Below are 14,278 nucleotides of genomic sequence, written 5' to 3'. Positions count from 1 at the left end.
TCAGAAATTCAATAGGTTAAGAATCAGTATGATGATTGGAGTCGTTATATTTCAAATGTGTTGCTTAGCATGGGAATACGTGAATGGAGGCGTTGTAACGCATCACTTTTTTATGCGGTCAGATCTTCCTGGTGTATAGAATTGGTGGGGGCTTGTTATTTTACCAGCTCTGGTTTGGTGGGCAGCAGTGCGTATTGAAAAACGAGTGAATAACCTATCATCTCAGCAGTTTGATGATAGCCGCCAATTTTATCGCGGTGTTTTGATTGCATTCATAACACTACTTTTGGTTAGCTTGGTTCAATCGACCATATTTAGCTTTGGCTATGCAAATATTGCCATGTTTTTTTTACTTGGGTTAATGCTTGCAGCGATATTTGTGCCACTTCACAAAATGGAATGTATTTTAGGTTATGTATTGGGGGCTACGTTTTTCACAGGGCCAGTTATGCCTTTTGTTGGTGTGGTGATATTTAGTGTTGTGTCGGTATTATCCCATTTATGTATCAAACCTTTATTTATGCGAATTAAGAATGTTAAAAAGGCAGCTTCCTAGAAGTGTAATGGTATTAACCTTTAAGAGCTTTACAGCTCTGATTCTTTCGTAGGTTGTTCTAGTCGTTCCGAAGTTGTTTGCTGATGTTCCCATTAAACCATAGACACTTTTTACTTATAAAACGAAGAAAGGACTTAAGGCCTTAATGTCTCCTTTCTGCTAGAACCGCTGAGTCAAGCAATGAGTCTTGACTGACGAGTCTTGGCACATGACCGACGGATAGAAGAAGTCGATTTTGAAGGATTTTAGCAGCAAAATACAGGAATATAATGCTTCGTTCGTATGTCTGCCATTGTCGGAACTGCTGCCATTAGAATACCAATCATTGAACTGCGACAAATATAATTTCATACCCCATTCATTCAGTTCCAATCTTTCAAGCCTAGTTACATACTTTAATATACTCAGACATTTGGTGAACAGACATATTGTAGCGATACAGCAATAATGTCACCTCCCCCACTCCCAACTACATATCCGAAAACCGATTAGTCGATTGTACTATTCGCTTTATCTCGTTTTCCTCAACGTCTTTAATCGCATCAAGCAATTTTTTTGCGCTGTCTATATCGACACGAGAATAAATATGAATGTACAACTCAATGACTTGTTCGTGATGGTTTACTATTTTTTCCATAATGTGCGGCATATCTAATTCTTCAAAGAGTGAGTCGCAATGGACATACTCAATAATCGAGTGTTTTTCGATATAATCAAAACACCAGGTGTTCAACGCTTTTTCGTCAGCGTCATTTTCAAGCCCTTGAACAATATGCTCTAAACTCTCTTCATGCTCTGACAAGTAACCAAGAATCATTCTTGCTCGTTCATCTTTATTTTGTTTAGAACTATGTTTTAAGCTAATTTTTAAATTTTTGTGGAATAAAACCGTCCAATTGAGTACATCTCTAATTGTTTCAACTTGCATATTGTTACTCCTGATTTTAGTAGTATCTAGCTCCGCTTAATTACTCAGGACTAGTTGCATTATGTGGTAACACCAAAGTTTATAGCTCGCAATATTTTTAATACATTAGTTGACGAGCTAGTGATAGTCCTACTTTTAACCTGCCCCACTAATCAATAAATCTTACTTTAATGGGTTGCTAGGAACCACTGTGGGTATCCCCTAAACGATTGTGGCTATCCCTTAGTAAGGTTAGAGCGCAATTTGATTAACGATATTGAAGTTAGAAAGTGATGACATTGGTTACTACGTCCAGCCCTGTTTCTTGTTGGATTAAAACGCTAATAGACTTGGAAGCAGTATTAAAAATAAGGCTTGAAAATAGCTGTGAGGCCAGTAAAAATTTGATGTTAAGAATAAATTAATACTATAACCAACCTACCTTCTAGTACACACCTTGGGAATAAGTCAGTTCATAGCTATGTGGGTAAATCTCAAATATGATGAAAAAAGGGTTTGCAAAATAACACATCCTGTTGGGCTTTTCTCTAGGTTAGTATTCATGGATAGGCATACGCTATTTACCTCTGAGTTCACCAATTTTTGCTACAGTATTTAAATGTCTGGATTCTGAACGTAAAAGTGAAAGGTACCCGTCTTTAACTTTTACGTTCAGAATCTTTTGGCGTTTCGTTGTTTTTTGAACTCAAACTTTTCAACTCCAATCTTATCACTAGTAAAAACATGGGCAATTTTGAACAAGCCCCAGCTTGGCCCAAGCATATCAATACACATTTGTCTGATTGGCGCATTCTTCTCTTCAAAAATAACAGCTGGTTCTATTAAGTCAACCGGCCCATGAAAGTCACTGTAAAACTTTACTGCGTTTTCTTCATTAGATACGGATATTCCGATATGTGAGAACGTTCTTGGATATGTATTCATAGCGTTAACGCTGTTTAAAAATTAAGAGCGGTCTGAACTTTATTGATCGTATGGTAACTGTCGATACAGATTAAATGCTCTTAGCTCAAGACATTTAAACGGGCATAATAAACGTGTGACATGATGCTAAAAGGTGATTGCTAGAGTTAACTCTACTGTCTCAGTGCCTGGGTTCGAGCGATAAATTCGAGAATTGGATAAGTGTGAAAAACCAAGACCGAGACGTGCTCTGTCGTTGATTTCACGACTAAACTCAAATCCTGAACGAAATTGGACATTACCACCAAGATTTATACCGTCATCAGAATCGAAGAGCCCAACGGCGAAGGTGGGATTGAATAACCACACATCATTAAGTTTAAAGAAGTAACGAACACCAATGTAAACATATTGGTCTTGTTCACGAGTCGTGGCATAGCCAACAATCGGTCGAAGTTTTCGCCAAACTGGTACGAAGCGATACTCAAGCCCGACCCCCGCATATCTAGAGCTGTCAAAAATATTAGCCGCCCCAAACGCAATAACGATTTCCGGCACCTTCTGCTGTTCATTCATGTAATCTGAAGCAGTGGCATGGTTACTCACGATGCAAAACAAAGTGACCAACATAAACTGAATGATGGTTGTAATTTTTGCATCTCCCATGTCGTGTATTTTCGTAAGCGATACTCGAACTAAATACTTATTTATTTTAGTGATTTTAATTCTAGTCATTTGAACCAAGCTTATCAGTCCGAGGTTTTAAGCTACAGCGAACCTTAAGTGTTTGAAATTAGGGATAACCCTTATTTGAGTGCGGGAACCTCTAATTTCATAAAATTAATTACCGATCTATCATACTATTTAAACATTTATTGCTCGGATCACTTTGGACTTAGTTCATCCTGCGTCGAACACGAGATTAGGAGGTAATACTGATGTTTGCCGACTCGCGTCTGATCGACTAACAACGTACGTTAAAGATCCCTGCTCGCTGGTTATTTAGACTTATCTCAAAAAGTAAATATTTGAAAAGGGCCCAACATGCATCTCCTTTCATCAAAGCAACTCATTAATCCCGGTAAAGCCCCCCGCGGTAAAATGGCACTTATTGCTGAAGGTGGTGGTCAACGAGGGATATTCACAGCAGGTGTATTAGATGCCTGGTTAGAGAATGATTTTGATCCCTTCGATTTATTTATAGGCACATCTGCTGGTTCACAAAATATCACCAGTTTTTTATCTGGTCAAAAAGGCTATGCCGAGCGATTAATTAGTGAGTTATCACGTCGTAAACGTTTTTACCAACTAGGCCGTGGATTAGTGGGGGACAATATTGTCGATTTGGATTGGTATTTTGATAAAACCATTAAAAGGTGTTTACGCCTTAGACTTTATAGCGGCAACGAAATCATTAGGAAAACGAGAATTATTAATAACCGCAACCAATTCACGCAACAGACAAGCTTATTTCTTAAGCCCAAAAGGTGATAGCAACAACTGGCGCGAATTCCTTAAAGCCTCGAGTGCATTACCTTTTTTATATAAGCAAGGGGTTAAACTAGCGCCGTGGTTATCTTTAAGTACAGTTAATCAGACAGAAGCAAGTGATGATTATCCTCAAGCGGACTTCTACCTTGACGGTGGACTTGCTGCGCCACTACCCATTCGAGAAGCGTATCGTCGCGGTGCTCGAAAAATTGTAGTTATTCGCACTGTAAACGCAGACCTACATACTCAATCTGCTTGGGTACGTAACCTAAAGTCATGGGTTTACGAGTCTGGGTATTGCCCAAAAATCGTTAGTTACTTGGTTCAGCATGAGCATGCTTATCAGCAAGAGCGAACCTTTATCGATAACCCTCCTGAAGATGTCGAGATCATTCAAATTTTTGCAAAAGACAATATTCAAAGTAAGCAGTTAAGCAGTACCAATATGGATTTACAACACGATTATCGTGCCGGTATCGAGGCGGGTAATACTTTTTTACAAGATAATAAAGAGAGCGAGTTGAAATGATAAGGTCCTTCGGTAATCTAACGTATTGCAAGGTGTCGGCAACCGGACCAAAAGCATTTACTCTTTAAACCTTACCGTTAGCCAACTATCTTAAGTATGTTAACAATGCGTTTTACTATTTTCATAAAGGAGATTTTCACAATGGATCAAAAGGTTACTTTTAAGAAGCCATCGGTCACTATTAAAGGTGACGGGAATTCCCGTAGAGTCGGATTTGAATTGGAATTTTCTGGGCTGACCTTAGATGAAACCGTTGACACAGTTCAGTCATCCCTTGGTGGAAATCTCGGTGTCAATAACGCAGCTGAGCAGCTTATTCATGTCGCTTCAATGGGTGATTTCAATGTTGAAATTGACTGGGACTTTCTTAAACGAACAGCTAAAGCAAGTAACCACAGTGAAAAAGACGATGAATGGATCAAGCAGCTTAGTAAAGTCGCGAGTGCTCTGGTTCCTGTGGAAGTAGTCTGCCCACCTATTCCAATAACTAGCCTTAACCTTCTAGAACCTATGGTATCAAGATTGCGCAGAGCTGGGGCGGTGGGAACCGAAGAATCCCTCATTGCGGCATACGGCGTACACATTAACACGGAGATCCCCAACCTTGACGCTGAGACATTGTTTGCTTACTTGCGGTCTTTTTCCTTACTTCAGTGGTGGTTGGTTGAGGCTCATCATGTCAATACCTCACGCAAGATAAGTCCTTATATAGACCTATACCCAGAGAGTTACGTTAAGTTATTGGCATCCCAGACATCTCCCACTATGGATAAAATTTTTGATGATTATTTAGAGTACAATGCAAGCCGTAACCGCGCTTTAGACTTGCTCCCTCTTTTAGCCGAGATAGATAAACAGCGAGTTTTCAATAAGGTTGATGATCCCAAAATAAAGTCCCGACCGGCCTTTCATTATCGACTGCCTAATTGCAATATCGAACACAGAGATTGGTCACTGGCACAATCATGGAATATCTGGTGGGTAGTTGAGCAATTAGCGCAACGCCCAGATGATCTTGAGGAACTCAGTAGTGCATTTCTTGATGCTGGGCAACCTCTAATTGGAGTAATCCGCAACAAATGGGTGAAATATTTAGACCAATGGTTAAAAGACCACGAATTGGTGTAAGCGGCAACGCAAAACGCTGGTCGCCTAGTTGGTGGTGCACAGCGCTTGCTCTGAGATTAGCAGGTGCCATACCAGCACGAATCAGTGTGCGCCATTCTCAAAATATCGAGTTAATTGATGCATTAATTGTAGGTGGAGGCGATGATATTAATCCTGAATACTATAAAGGGGAGATTAATAATAACGTCAAAATTGACATTAAACGTGACCAATTGGAAATCGATTGGATTAAAAAAGCATTGAATAAAACCATTCCCCTGATAGGTATTTGCCGCGGAGCCCAGCTGATTAATGTGGTTTTGGGGGGCTCTCTTTTTCAAGATATTAGATCGTTACGACAGCATACTTACAATCGCCCTGGATTATTGCCAACTAAACAAGTTCAAGTCTCAAAAGGTTCCTTATTAGCTAGTATTTCCAACAAGCGACATCTGCTGGTTAACAGTCTTCATCATCAAGCAATCAGAGTTACTGGGGCAAACCTTAAGGTAGTAGGCTGGGATCTAGACAACATTACACAAGCTATAGAATCAAAAGAAGACAAAGTCATCGGCCTGCAATGGCATCCTGAATACCTTATCTATTTACCTTCACAATTTGCGATATTTCGTTGGCTTGTTAAGTGCACCAAAAGCTGTACTTTTTAAATGCTCTATTGCGCCTGCTTGCCACATGTTTTATACCATTCCATATAAAATAGTGAGCTAATTGCTCACTCCTAATTCAGGGGCAGAGCAAGATTTGCTTAATCAGGAGGCTTTTCTTTTCTTTGTGCTCTCTGTGTGCGGCACCCGGTGTTCTCGGTGGTCCAAATATCTTGTTGTTTAGCCTTTCAACTACAAAAATTTTCACCACAGAGAAAAAAGAGCGTCTGGCGCCGAGCGCTGCGCTACACAGAGAGAAGATTATATTAGCGACCCACTAAGGATACTAAATTCAGATCCAAGGGATTGGGTAAAGGTGGGCAGTAATTAAGATGAAATGGTATAACATATAGGAGACAATCGAAGTACTAAAACGACTCTGACAGCTTTATTGCTAAGGGCTGCATTATTATTTTTAGCTTTTTCTATCTAATGATGAGTGGCGTGCCGAGCGCTGTTAATCGATTGTTCATGATCTGGGCGTATAGAGATAGCCCCGGCAATTAACAAACCGTTAAAAATCACCTAAAATAGCCGCAACCGATAACATCATCACTGGGCTTGATGTGGCAAAAGCAGGGCCAATAGTCATTAATACGCCTGCTATTATAAGCCCAATCACCGAACAGCCGCAGCCCTAGTATCAAATGTGAACTTAGGACAGTCTGACCAGTCCTTTGCTGTCATGCACCAATTTATACTCAAAATCGGTATCTTCAGGACTTACGGTACTAATCCGCTCTACCAAAAAGCCCACCTCTTTGATTAGCTTCTCAGAAGATTTGTTTACGCAAGATTCTTCATTATATATACCAACCACTTTGCTAGGATAATGTTCGTCGATAACGTTAAGTTCCATGTTTATTCACCTCCAATGTTAAGGATTAAAACAGCACCTGATGATATATAAAGCCAATACTAGCTGTGCAACCGTGTTGGAATATCTTCAAGTAGTTTTATGATAGTGCTATTATTTTTATGTTTAGCTATATCAATGAGATAGTTTTTTTCAAGCTTTTGCATTGTTTCGTTTGCCAATAATTCTTTTACCAATAATTTTTTTACCAGTTGTTCTTGCTCATTTACTATGGAGTTGTTTAAGGCCGCAAAGTTTGGAATATTCGCTTCATTTTGATCGGTCTTGTTTGTTCTCATTAGTTTCACTCCGTTAATTATCCGTTATTAAGTCTTTAATTTAAGCAATATTATCGCGTCTGCTACATTCAACTTTATAGATAAGCTAAACATGTAAAACGCGTCTCTGATGGTGTTTTCAGAGACGTTTATGCAATCAGTTAAAATCACTTTTATTTGGACGTCTAAAACCCACCCAACCAACAGAATGCATACTAGTTTTTAGGGCTTAACTTGCCGGTTTGGGTGTGTTGCAAATACTGAAATAGTTCGCTGTCAGTCGACAACACCAATGTCGTATTTTGACCAAGGGTCGGCTCTAAAGCCTGCAAAGAACGAGTAAAAGCATAAAATGCGACGGCTTGTTCATTTTGATTATAAGCGGAAGCGTAGATAGATGCGGCTTTTGCGTCGGCTTTACCTCTAATTTCCACTACCTCACGATAGGCTTCCGATTGAATCTTATCTAGGTCTCGCTCTCGATTACCTCGTATACGTGCAGCTTCACCTTTACCTTCTGACAAAAAGCGTTCCGCTATTTGACGACGTTCACTTATCATGCGCTCGTAAATTTTAGGCCGTACGCTTTCGTTGTAATTAATACGTTTAAAGCGAATGTCCATGAGCTCAATACCGAACACTCGCACTTTTTCTGCGGCTGCATTGAATATATCTTGCTCTACGACTAAGCGCCCCTCGGTAATAGGTACCAGACTGCCGATATTCTGCTCTTTTTCAGCTTGGGTGAGTGATGCGTCACGTAAAGGCTGGCGACCTTTAGTGGTTCGAATAATTTCAATTAGTTCGTGTGTGGCTACTGCGTTACGGGTTTCACTACCAAAAATATCATCCAGTCTAGATTGCGCGCTGCGCTCATTGCCCAAACGCAAGAAGTATTGCAGAGGGTCGGTCACCTGCCAACGTGCATAGAGACTGACAGAGATATAGAGTTTGTCTTTGGTCGGCATATCAGACGGTGTACCTTCCCATTCCAATACTCGCTTATCAATAGTATTAACTTTCTGAACAAATGGCAGCTTAAATTGAATACCAGCGTCAATAATGGGCTCTCCCACCGGTTTACCAAACTGGGTAATAATAGCCTGTTCGACTTCGTTAACTGTATACAAAGCGCTATACAAGGTCACTGCTACAACCGCGGCTATGATACTGCTGCCGACTATCAAATAAGGTTTCATGGTTGTTGTCCTTTTATTTTTTGAATACTTGAAGGCGTTAAGTTGAGCAAGGGCAATACACCGAGCGCTGCGTTATCAATAATAATTTTATCTTTAATCGTTGGCATCACTTCTTGCATTGTTTCTAGATAGATTCGCCTGCGAGTTACCTCTGGTGCCTGCTGGTACTCAGCAAACAGCGCATTGAAACGCAGTGCGTCGCCCTCGGCCTCATTAATTCGTTTAAGCCGATAACCGTCGGCTTCCCTTATACGTTGGTCACGTTCCCCCTCGGCCAGCGGAATAATACGATTATATTCGCGTCGAGCTTCATTGATCAGCTTCTCTTTTTCTTGCTGAGCTTGATTGACTTCATTGAATGAAGCCTGCACTGGGACAGGAGGGTTAATATTTTTTAGCTGTACCTGATCAATACTGATTCCCATCACATATTGACTTGCTAATGCTTGCATCTTTCTCAAGGCTTCAACCTCAATCTCTTGTCGGCCGATAGTAATAACTTCATCCACCGTTCTATCACCCACCACTTCGCGCATAACTGATTCCGATACATAGCGTAAAGTGCCAGCAGGATCACGGACCTCAAACAAATAATTTTTAGGATCAGCTATGCGATATTGAATCACCCATTCAACCAAAGCAGTGTTTAAATCACCTGTCACCATTTGGGTTTCCGCCACTTGATCATTTGCAGGTGAAATACTTGACCGAGTTGAACGGATATTATTATTAGGATTAATGTTCTGATCAGGATCAGTAGCCCCAGGGGTAGAAAAGCCAAACTCCTGTTTTAACTGGCGTTTGGTCGGCACTATATTGACGCGATCAATGCCTAATGGCACTTTCAAGTGTAAGCCTGGTCGCAAAACTTCTTGAAACTTACCAAATCTTAAGACCACAGCAACAGAATCACTAGGCACTGTGTATAAAGAAGTGTAGGCAGTTATACTCAACAGCACTAAGATTAAAACTGATACACCAGTTTTAAACTTACCACCCGACAAAATCTTATATTTATGTAACATTTCACTCGCTACTTTATCTAAATCGGGGGGGCCATTTTTACTTTCATTTTGTGGGGACATGAAGTTCTCTTTTTTTAGAAACTAGAAATCGTTTTATGAGTGTGTTCTTATCATCATTTGGGATTTTCATCATCATGACCTCTTATTTCTCGCCAATCACGTTAATGCAAAAGACTGTGACATACAGCTTAGGGGAATTAATTGAATAGGTATGTAAGGGATAACACTTAGGGTTTATTCTCAACTAACGGGTATAAACAATTAAATTGATTTAGTTTGCGTATTCTAAATAATCGAAAACGAAGATAGGAGCGGTAATAGTGGTGCTGGACGGTATGGCTTATCACGAGCTCAGGTTAACTATTACGTCCATTGAAATAATTTAACTGATGCACCTTTTCTAGGCTCTGACGTGATCACTGTAAAATCTTATTTTATCAGGTTCAAACATGCTCATAATCAGGGCATTACCAATATCATCAAGTAAATTCCTGATGTAAATGCTACCACGGTCATCGCCCTACTTTTTAGATTGATATCTGTATCTTTGCTCATTTTCGGGATTAAATCTGACGCACCAATATAAATAAAATTGCCCGCGGCAAAGGGAATGAGCCAAGAAACATCGAGTTGAAACGATAATATATAGGTAATTACCCCCCCGAATAAAAAAGTCAAACCAGATAGAAAATTAAAAAGCAGTGCTGAGCCTTTTGACCAGCCACCATTTATTAACACAGCAAAATCTCCCAACTCTTGAGGTACCTCATGAGTGGCTGCTGCTAGCCAACAGACGATGCCTAAACGAATATCTATTATAAACACGCCGGCTATCACCATACCGCCCAAAAAATTGTGGAGCCCATCACCGATTAGAATCATGTACGTCAAAGGCTCCTTGCGCTTAATTGGCAGCTGATGGTTATGGTGCCAATGCAAAGATTGCTCAAGGACTAAAAAACGGTAAATCCACAGACGATTAATATGCCAATAGTCACAAGGCTGAGGTTGGCTTTAAGGGCGGTTGGGATCATATGAAAAAACGCTCCACCAAGAAGCGAACCTGCAGCAATCGCTACTAAAGGTTCTAGCACTTTTTCAAGGGTCGACTGTTTCAATAGCAGCGTAAAACTGCCTACCAGTGCTATTGAACTCATCGATACACCACTGACAATTATCCAGTTCAGTGTCGTCATCAAGCGACTCCTAATCTCAGTTGTTGCGAGGTGGTATAAAAAGCGATGATTAAGGTTTAATAAGTCAACCGCACACAAATCTAGTTGCCATTAGATTCTGCTGCTAGATTCTCATTTTTGTATGGTTGCTTCTATTGTGGATACCCACTAACCAAAGGACATTAATATGAGGAAACCCCCTAACATTTGCGACTTGCTTTTCTAGTTAATATGAAAGTGTCTTAAATAATTGAATTTACGGCGTTTCACAAAATAAAAGAACTTAACTTTTGGAGTCCATCAACCCCAACCGTTGATGGGATTGTTTTTGACTTGGAGCGATTAAAATCGTAAAAAGAGAGGTATGATAAGTTAAGATGTGAATTCAATGAATATTGATATTCCTAAAGATGCGACAGTATTATTGTATGATTTTTAGATTAGGCCTTTTTGTGCAATTAAAATAGCGTTGAAAAACTAATCTAATTGCTCAGACATAATCTTAATCCGAACTAATTCTGCAAGTGTTCTCACTTCTAGCTTCTCCATGACATGAGAACGATGGACCTCAACTGTTCGCTCGCTAATACCAAAATCCGCAGCAATTACTTTGTTCATAGAACCATCAGTTACTCGATCAAACACTTCTCGTTCACGAGCTGACAACAAATCTATTTTATGCTTATATTTATCTCTGTGTTTGTTGATTATTTGTTTATGTTGCTTGTCGTTAATTTCAAGCGCTTCATTGATGCGTTCAAGCAAATGGTGTTCATTAAAGGGTTTACGAATAAAGTCGATTGCCCCTAACCTCATAGCTTCAACGGCCATGGGTATATCACCATGACCAGTTATAAAAATGATAGGAATTAAACAATTAAGCTTTTTAAGTTTACGCTGAACTTCTAAGCCACTCATTTTGGGCATGCGTATGTCTAAAATCAAACAGCCTGTCATATTAGCTTCATATGCGACCAAAAAGTCATGCCCTGAGGCAAAACTTCGAGACTCTTGCCCAATTGATTCAAGTAGCATTTCCAACCCATCTCGGATACCTTCATCATCGTCAATTATAAAAACCGTCTGTTTATTTGTCATTGGGGATCCCTTCTTCATGTATTGGCAAGGTAAAGTAAAAAATGGCGCCCGCCGGTTTATTATCAGAAAAGTGGATGTGGCCGCCATGCTCTTCTACTATGCTTTTAGAAATCGAAAGTCCAATACCTGTACCATTTTTTTTAGTGGTAGAGAATGGTGTAAACAACGTATCAATCATCGTTTTAGGAATTCCCCCCCCTGTATCTACTACCGATATTTCAACATTATTTTCAGCATTAATTCTTATTTGAAGTTTTATTAATGCGCCATTCTTACAAGCTATAGACTGCATTGCCTCCATCCCATTACGTAATAGGTTGAGGATAACTTGTTGTATTTGAACGCGATCAACAAATACATTTGTATTCTCCTTGCAAGTAAGGAGCTGTATGCTGATGTCGCACAAACGTGCTTCTGACTCTGCCAGTTTTTTCACTTCATCAATCAATATAGTGCTAGCAATCACTTCTTTAGAACGGTCACCCTGTCTTGTCATGAGCTGTACACGTTCGAGCACAGAGCCTGCACGGCGAGCATGTAAACTTATTTTTTCAAATATTTCAGGGAGTCTTTCAAACTTACCTTTTTCGGAAAAGTTTTTACCCGTTTGAGAAAATAGTGAAATAGCAGTTAAAGGCTGATTGATTTCATGTGCAATACCTGCAGCCATTTCACCCAATGCATTAAGCCTGTCTGCATGAGCCATTTGTTCGATATGTGAAATGGCTTCGTTTTCTAATGTACGTTGTTGGGTGATATCTTTAATCACCCCTACAAACATTTTCTTCTCATTATTGTGAATTTCACTGACAGACAAGTGAATGGGAAACGTTGTGCCATCTTTACGCTTGGCCACAAGTTCTCGACCGTTTCCAATAATATGCGTTTCGTTGGTGACTATGTATTGGGCTAAATACTGGTCGTGATGATCGCTATATGGTTGTGGCATTAGAATTTTTACGTTTATGTCTTTTACTTCATCAAAGGAATAGCCAAACATGTTTTGTGCCGTATTATTAAAACTTTGGATCTGCCCATTGTTATTAATAGTGATAACAGCGTCGACCACGGAGTCAACTATTGCTTCAGAAAAGGCGTAACTTTGAAGCAGATCAACTTCAGCCTGTTTAATAGAGGTGATATCCGTAATAAAACCTTCAATTATGAAATCGTCATTTACAATAGAACTAACTGGCTCTCCCCTTTCCCATATTAAGCGGACATCATTATTTTTGGTTATAATGCGGTATTCAAGTTCAAAAAGGCGATTAGTTTTTAGGGCGTGGTTGATAGTTTGGCATACCCGTTGATAGTCTCGAGGGTGAATGAGTTTGCCCCATAATATGTTGTGTTTCTCAAATTGTTTTTTTGAGTGCCCCGTCAAAAGCTTACATCCCTCACTAACAAAGATCATGGGCCGGTTAGTCCTATTAAAAGCTTGGTAGGCCATACCTGGTAGGTTTTTAAGTAGTTGTGCTGTTTTTTTAAGGTCATCTTTAGTTAATTTTGTTTTATTGCGTGCAGACATTAACGTATAGACTGCTAAGGTAATAAAAAAGCTCAATAAAATGCCAAGCACAATTAAAAGACTGAACATTCTGAAAAGTGTAAAGGGGCGAAATTCGCTGTTGGGCATCAGATTTACCTGCCATCTCTGCCCCATAATTTCGAAGGATGTTTGCCTGTTGGATGCGTTTGAAATATATGACTGGTTAATTTGGTCCGAATAGACTTTTTGTTCGTCAATAAATAAGGTGAGTTTATGCTCTGCTATTAAATAGGTAGGTAAAACGGATTTAATATAGGGATCAAAAAGAATGACACTGACGATGAAACCTTCTATTTTTCTACTGCTTGGCGTTGTTTTTAAGACGGGAACATAAATCCCTAATCCTAGCTTCCCTTCAAGGGAATTAAGTGGAACCGTTATCACTGCACTTTTTTGTTGTTGAGATTTCAATTCGGATAATAGCGCTAGGGGCTGAAATGCTAAATCAAAGTCTACTGATGTTTCATTCCCTTCAATCGGCAATATCCTGCGCACGTTGAATGAACTATCCAACCAACCAATTGAATGGTATCCCTGCTTAGAATAATACAAAGACTTGCTAAGCAGTTCCCATTCGTCATCTGACATATTATTTGAAATTGCAGACACCCCAGAAAATTCGGTAAGGGACACCATCCGCCTGTGAATATCTTCTTCAAGTAATGTCTTAATCCCATCTGCAACACTTTGTGTTACTCGATCAATATGTGCTCGCTCTTGTGTCTCAATATACAAAACAATAAATGCGATTAAAGACGCAGAAAATATACCTGCTATAACGGAGTACCACAAGATGGCAACTTGCGGTGAAAAAGAGATTCGCCATTTGTCACTTTCCAATAATATGTTCCCTTTAGACTAATCATTTATTGACCGGCTAATATGGATTGTCTGTATTTTGATGTCAACTAGATGTGGG

General features: G+C 39.7%; 14 protein-coding genes and 1 pseudogene. 4 read left to right on the top strand and 11 right to left on the bottom strand.

The window, feature by feature from the left end; translation table 11 throughout:
• Nucleotides 1–187: 187 nt before the first annotated feature.
• On the top strand, nt 188–556 hold the full coding sequence (locus tag C427_RS09270; protein ID WP_007638338.1) for a hypothetical protein: 369 nt from the start codon (nt 188–190) through the stop codon (nt 554–556).
• Nucleotides 557–1,025: 469 nt separating this feature from the next.
• Here the strand turns inward: C427_RS09270 and C427_RS09265 are convergent, their stop codons facing one another.
• From C427_RS09265 to C427_RS09255, 3 genes are all read right to left on the bottom strand, one after another.
• Nucleotides 1,026–1,484, bottom strand: a complete 459-nt coding sequence (locus tag C427_RS09265) for a hypothetical protein (protein ID WP_007638336.1) — start codon at nt 1,482–1,484, stop codon at nt 1,026–1,028.
• A gap of 651 nt (nt 1,485–2,135) precedes the next feature.
• Nucleotides 2,136–2,408 carry a VOC family protein gene (locus tag C427_RS28805; protein WP_407636122.1) on the bottom strand — a complete coding sequence of 91 codons (273 nt, stop codon included), beginning with the start codon at nt 2,406–2,408 and terminating at the stop codon, nt 2,136–2,138.
• 126 nt (nt 2,409–2,534) lie between these two features.
• Nucleotides 2,535–3,122: an acyloxyacyl hydrolase gene (locus C427_RS09255; RefSeq protein ID WP_007638335.1), complete on the bottom strand. Its 588-nt coding sequence runs from the start codon at nt 3,120–3,122 to the stop codon at nt 2,535–2,537.
• A gap of 309 nt (nt 3,123–3,431) precedes the next feature.
• Between C427_RS09255 and C427_RS09250 the strand changes: the two are divergent.
• From C427_RS09250 to C427_RS09240, 3 genes and pseudogenes are all read left to right on the top strand, one after another.
• Nucleotides 3,432–4,407: pseudogene (locus tag C427_RS09250) on the top strand (patatin-like phospholipase family protein).
• Between the two features lie 141 nt (nt 4,408–4,548).
• Nucleotides 4,549–5,535 (top strand): amidoligase family protein, encoded by a 987-nt coding sequence (locus C427_RS09245; RefSeq protein ID WP_007638330.1) that lies wholly within the window; start codon nt 4,549–4,551, stop codon nt 5,533–5,535.
• Nucleotides 5,508–6,182: a gamma-glutamyl-gamma-aminobutyrate hydrolase family protein gene (locus C427_RS09240; protein WP_007638328.1), complete on the top strand. Its 675-nt coding sequence runs from the start codon at nt 5,508–5,510 to the stop codon at nt 6,180–6,182. Before C427_RS09245 ends, C427_RS09240 begins: the two co-directional genes overlap by 28 nt.
• A 652-nt stretch (nt 6,183–6,834) precedes the next feature.
• On the opposite strand, the gene C427_RS09235 is transcribed toward C427_RS09240, so the two are convergent.
• From C427_RS09235 to C427_RS09205, 8 genes are all read right to left on the bottom strand, one after another.
• On the bottom strand, nt 6,835–7,038 hold the full coding sequence (locus tag C427_RS09235; RefSeq protein ID WP_007638326.1) for a hypothetical protein: 204 nt from the start codon (nt 7,036–7,038) through the stop codon (nt 6,835–6,837).
• Nucleotides 7,039–7,097: 59 nt separating this feature from the next.
• Nucleotides 7,098–7,334, bottom strand: a complete 237-nt coding sequence (locus C427_RS09230) for a hypothetical protein (RefSeq protein WP_007638325.1) — start codon at nt 7,332–7,334, stop codon at nt 7,098–7,100.
• Between the two features lie 194 nt (nt 7,335–7,528).
• Entirely contained in the window at nt 7,529–8,512 is a 984-nt protein-coding gene (gene hflC, locus C427_RS09225; protein ID WP_007638323.1) for a protease modulator HflC, read from the bottom strand.
• The gene (gene hflK / locus C427_RS09220) at nt 8,509–9,597 is read right to left on the bottom strand and encodes an FtsH protease activity modulator HflK (RefSeq protein ID WP_007638321.1); all 1,089 of its coding nucleotides are present in this window, start codon (nt 9,595–9,597) and stop codon (nt 8,509–8,511) included. Before hflK ends, hflC begins: the two co-directional genes overlap by 4 nt.
• 399 nt (nt 9,598–9,996) lie before the next feature.
• The gene (locus tag C427_RS27355; protein ID WP_015430726.1) at nt 9,997–10,419 is read right to left on the bottom strand and encodes a ZIP family metal transporter; all 423 of its coding nucleotides are present in this window, start codon (nt 10,417–10,419) and stop codon (nt 9,997–9,999) included.
• Nucleotides 10,420–10,490: 71 nt separating this feature from the next.
• Nucleotides 10,491–10,733, bottom strand: a complete 243-nt coding sequence (locus C427_RS27350; protein WP_015430725.1) for a ZIP family metal transporter — start codon at nt 10,731–10,733, stop codon at nt 10,491–10,493.
• A gap of 456 nt (nt 10,734–11,189) precedes the next feature.
• Nucleotides 11,190–11,810 carry a response regulator transcription factor gene (locus C427_RS09210; RefSeq protein WP_007638319.1) on the bottom strand — a complete coding sequence of 207 codons (621 nt, stop codon included), beginning with the start codon at nt 11,808–11,810 and terminating at the stop codon, nt 11,190–11,192.
• Nucleotides 11,800–14,199: a PAS domain S-box protein gene (locus tag C427_RS09205; RefSeq protein ID WP_007638318.1), complete on the bottom strand. Its 2,400-nt coding sequence runs from the start codon at nt 14,197–14,199 to the stop codon at nt 11,800–11,802. The genes C427_RS09210 and C427_RS09205 overlap by 11 nt, the downstream gene beginning before the upstream one ends.
• Between the last annotated feature and the right edge of the window lie 79 nt (nt 14,200–14,278).

Origin of the sequence: Paraglaciecola psychrophila 170 (assembly GCF_000347635.1) — a bacterium.
GTDB lineage: Bacteria > Pseudomonadota > Gammaproteobacteria > Enterobacterales > Alteromonadaceae > Paraglaciecola > Paraglaciecola psychrophila.
The sequence above is the reverse complement of the archived record's forward strand: the minus strand, read 5'-3'. Positions and strand labels throughout refer to the sequence as shown.

Excerpts from the sequence above, each read along its gene's own strand:
- C427_RS09210 (WP_007638319.1), bottom strand. The coding sequence starts at position 11,810 with ATGACAAATAAACAGACGGTTTTTATAATTGACGATGATGAAGGTATC.
- C427_RS09255 (WP_007638335.1), bottom strand. The coding sequence starts at position 3,122 with ATGACTAGAATTAAAATCACTAAAATAAATAAGTATTTAGTTCGAGTA.
- C427_RS09240 (WP_007638328.1), top strand. The coding sequence starts at position 5,508 with ATGGTTAAAAGACCACGAATTGGTGTAAGCGGCAACGCAAAACGCTGG.
- hflK (WP_007638321.1), bottom strand. The coding sequence starts at position 9,597 with ATGTCCCCACAAAATGAAAGTAAAAATGGCCCCCCCGATTTAGATAAA.
- C427_RS09245 (WP_007638330.1), top strand. The coding sequence starts at position 4,549 with ATGGATCAAAAGGTTACTTTTAAGAAGCCATCGGTCACTATTAAAGGT.
- C427_RS28805 (WP_407636122.1), bottom strand. The coding sequence starts at position 2,408 with ATGAATACATATCCAAGAACGTTCTCACATATCGGAATATCCGTATCT.
- C427_RS09235 (WP_007638326.1), bottom strand. The coding sequence starts at position 7,038 with ATGGAACTTAACGTTATCGACGAACATTATCCTAGCAAAGTGGTTGGT.
- hflC (WP_007638323.1), bottom strand. The coding sequence starts at position 8,512 with ATGAAACCTTATTTGATAGTCGGCAGCAGTATCATAGCCGCGGTTGTA.
- C427_RS09230 (WP_007638325.1), bottom strand. The coding sequence starts at position 7,334 with ATGAGAACAAACAAGACCGATCAAAATGAAGCGAATATTCCAAACTTT.
- C427_RS09265 (WP_007638336.1), bottom strand. The coding sequence starts at position 1,484 with ATGCAAGTTGAAACAATTAGAGATGTACTCAATTGGACGGTTTTATTC.
- C427_RS27350 (WP_015430725.1), bottom strand. The coding sequence starts at position 10,733 with ATGACGACACTGAACTGGATAATTGTCAGTGGTGTATCGATGAGTTCA.
- C427_RS27355 (WP_015430726.1), bottom strand. The coding sequence starts at position 10,419 with ATGATTCTAATCGGTGATGGGCTCCACAATTTTTTGGGCGGTATGGTG.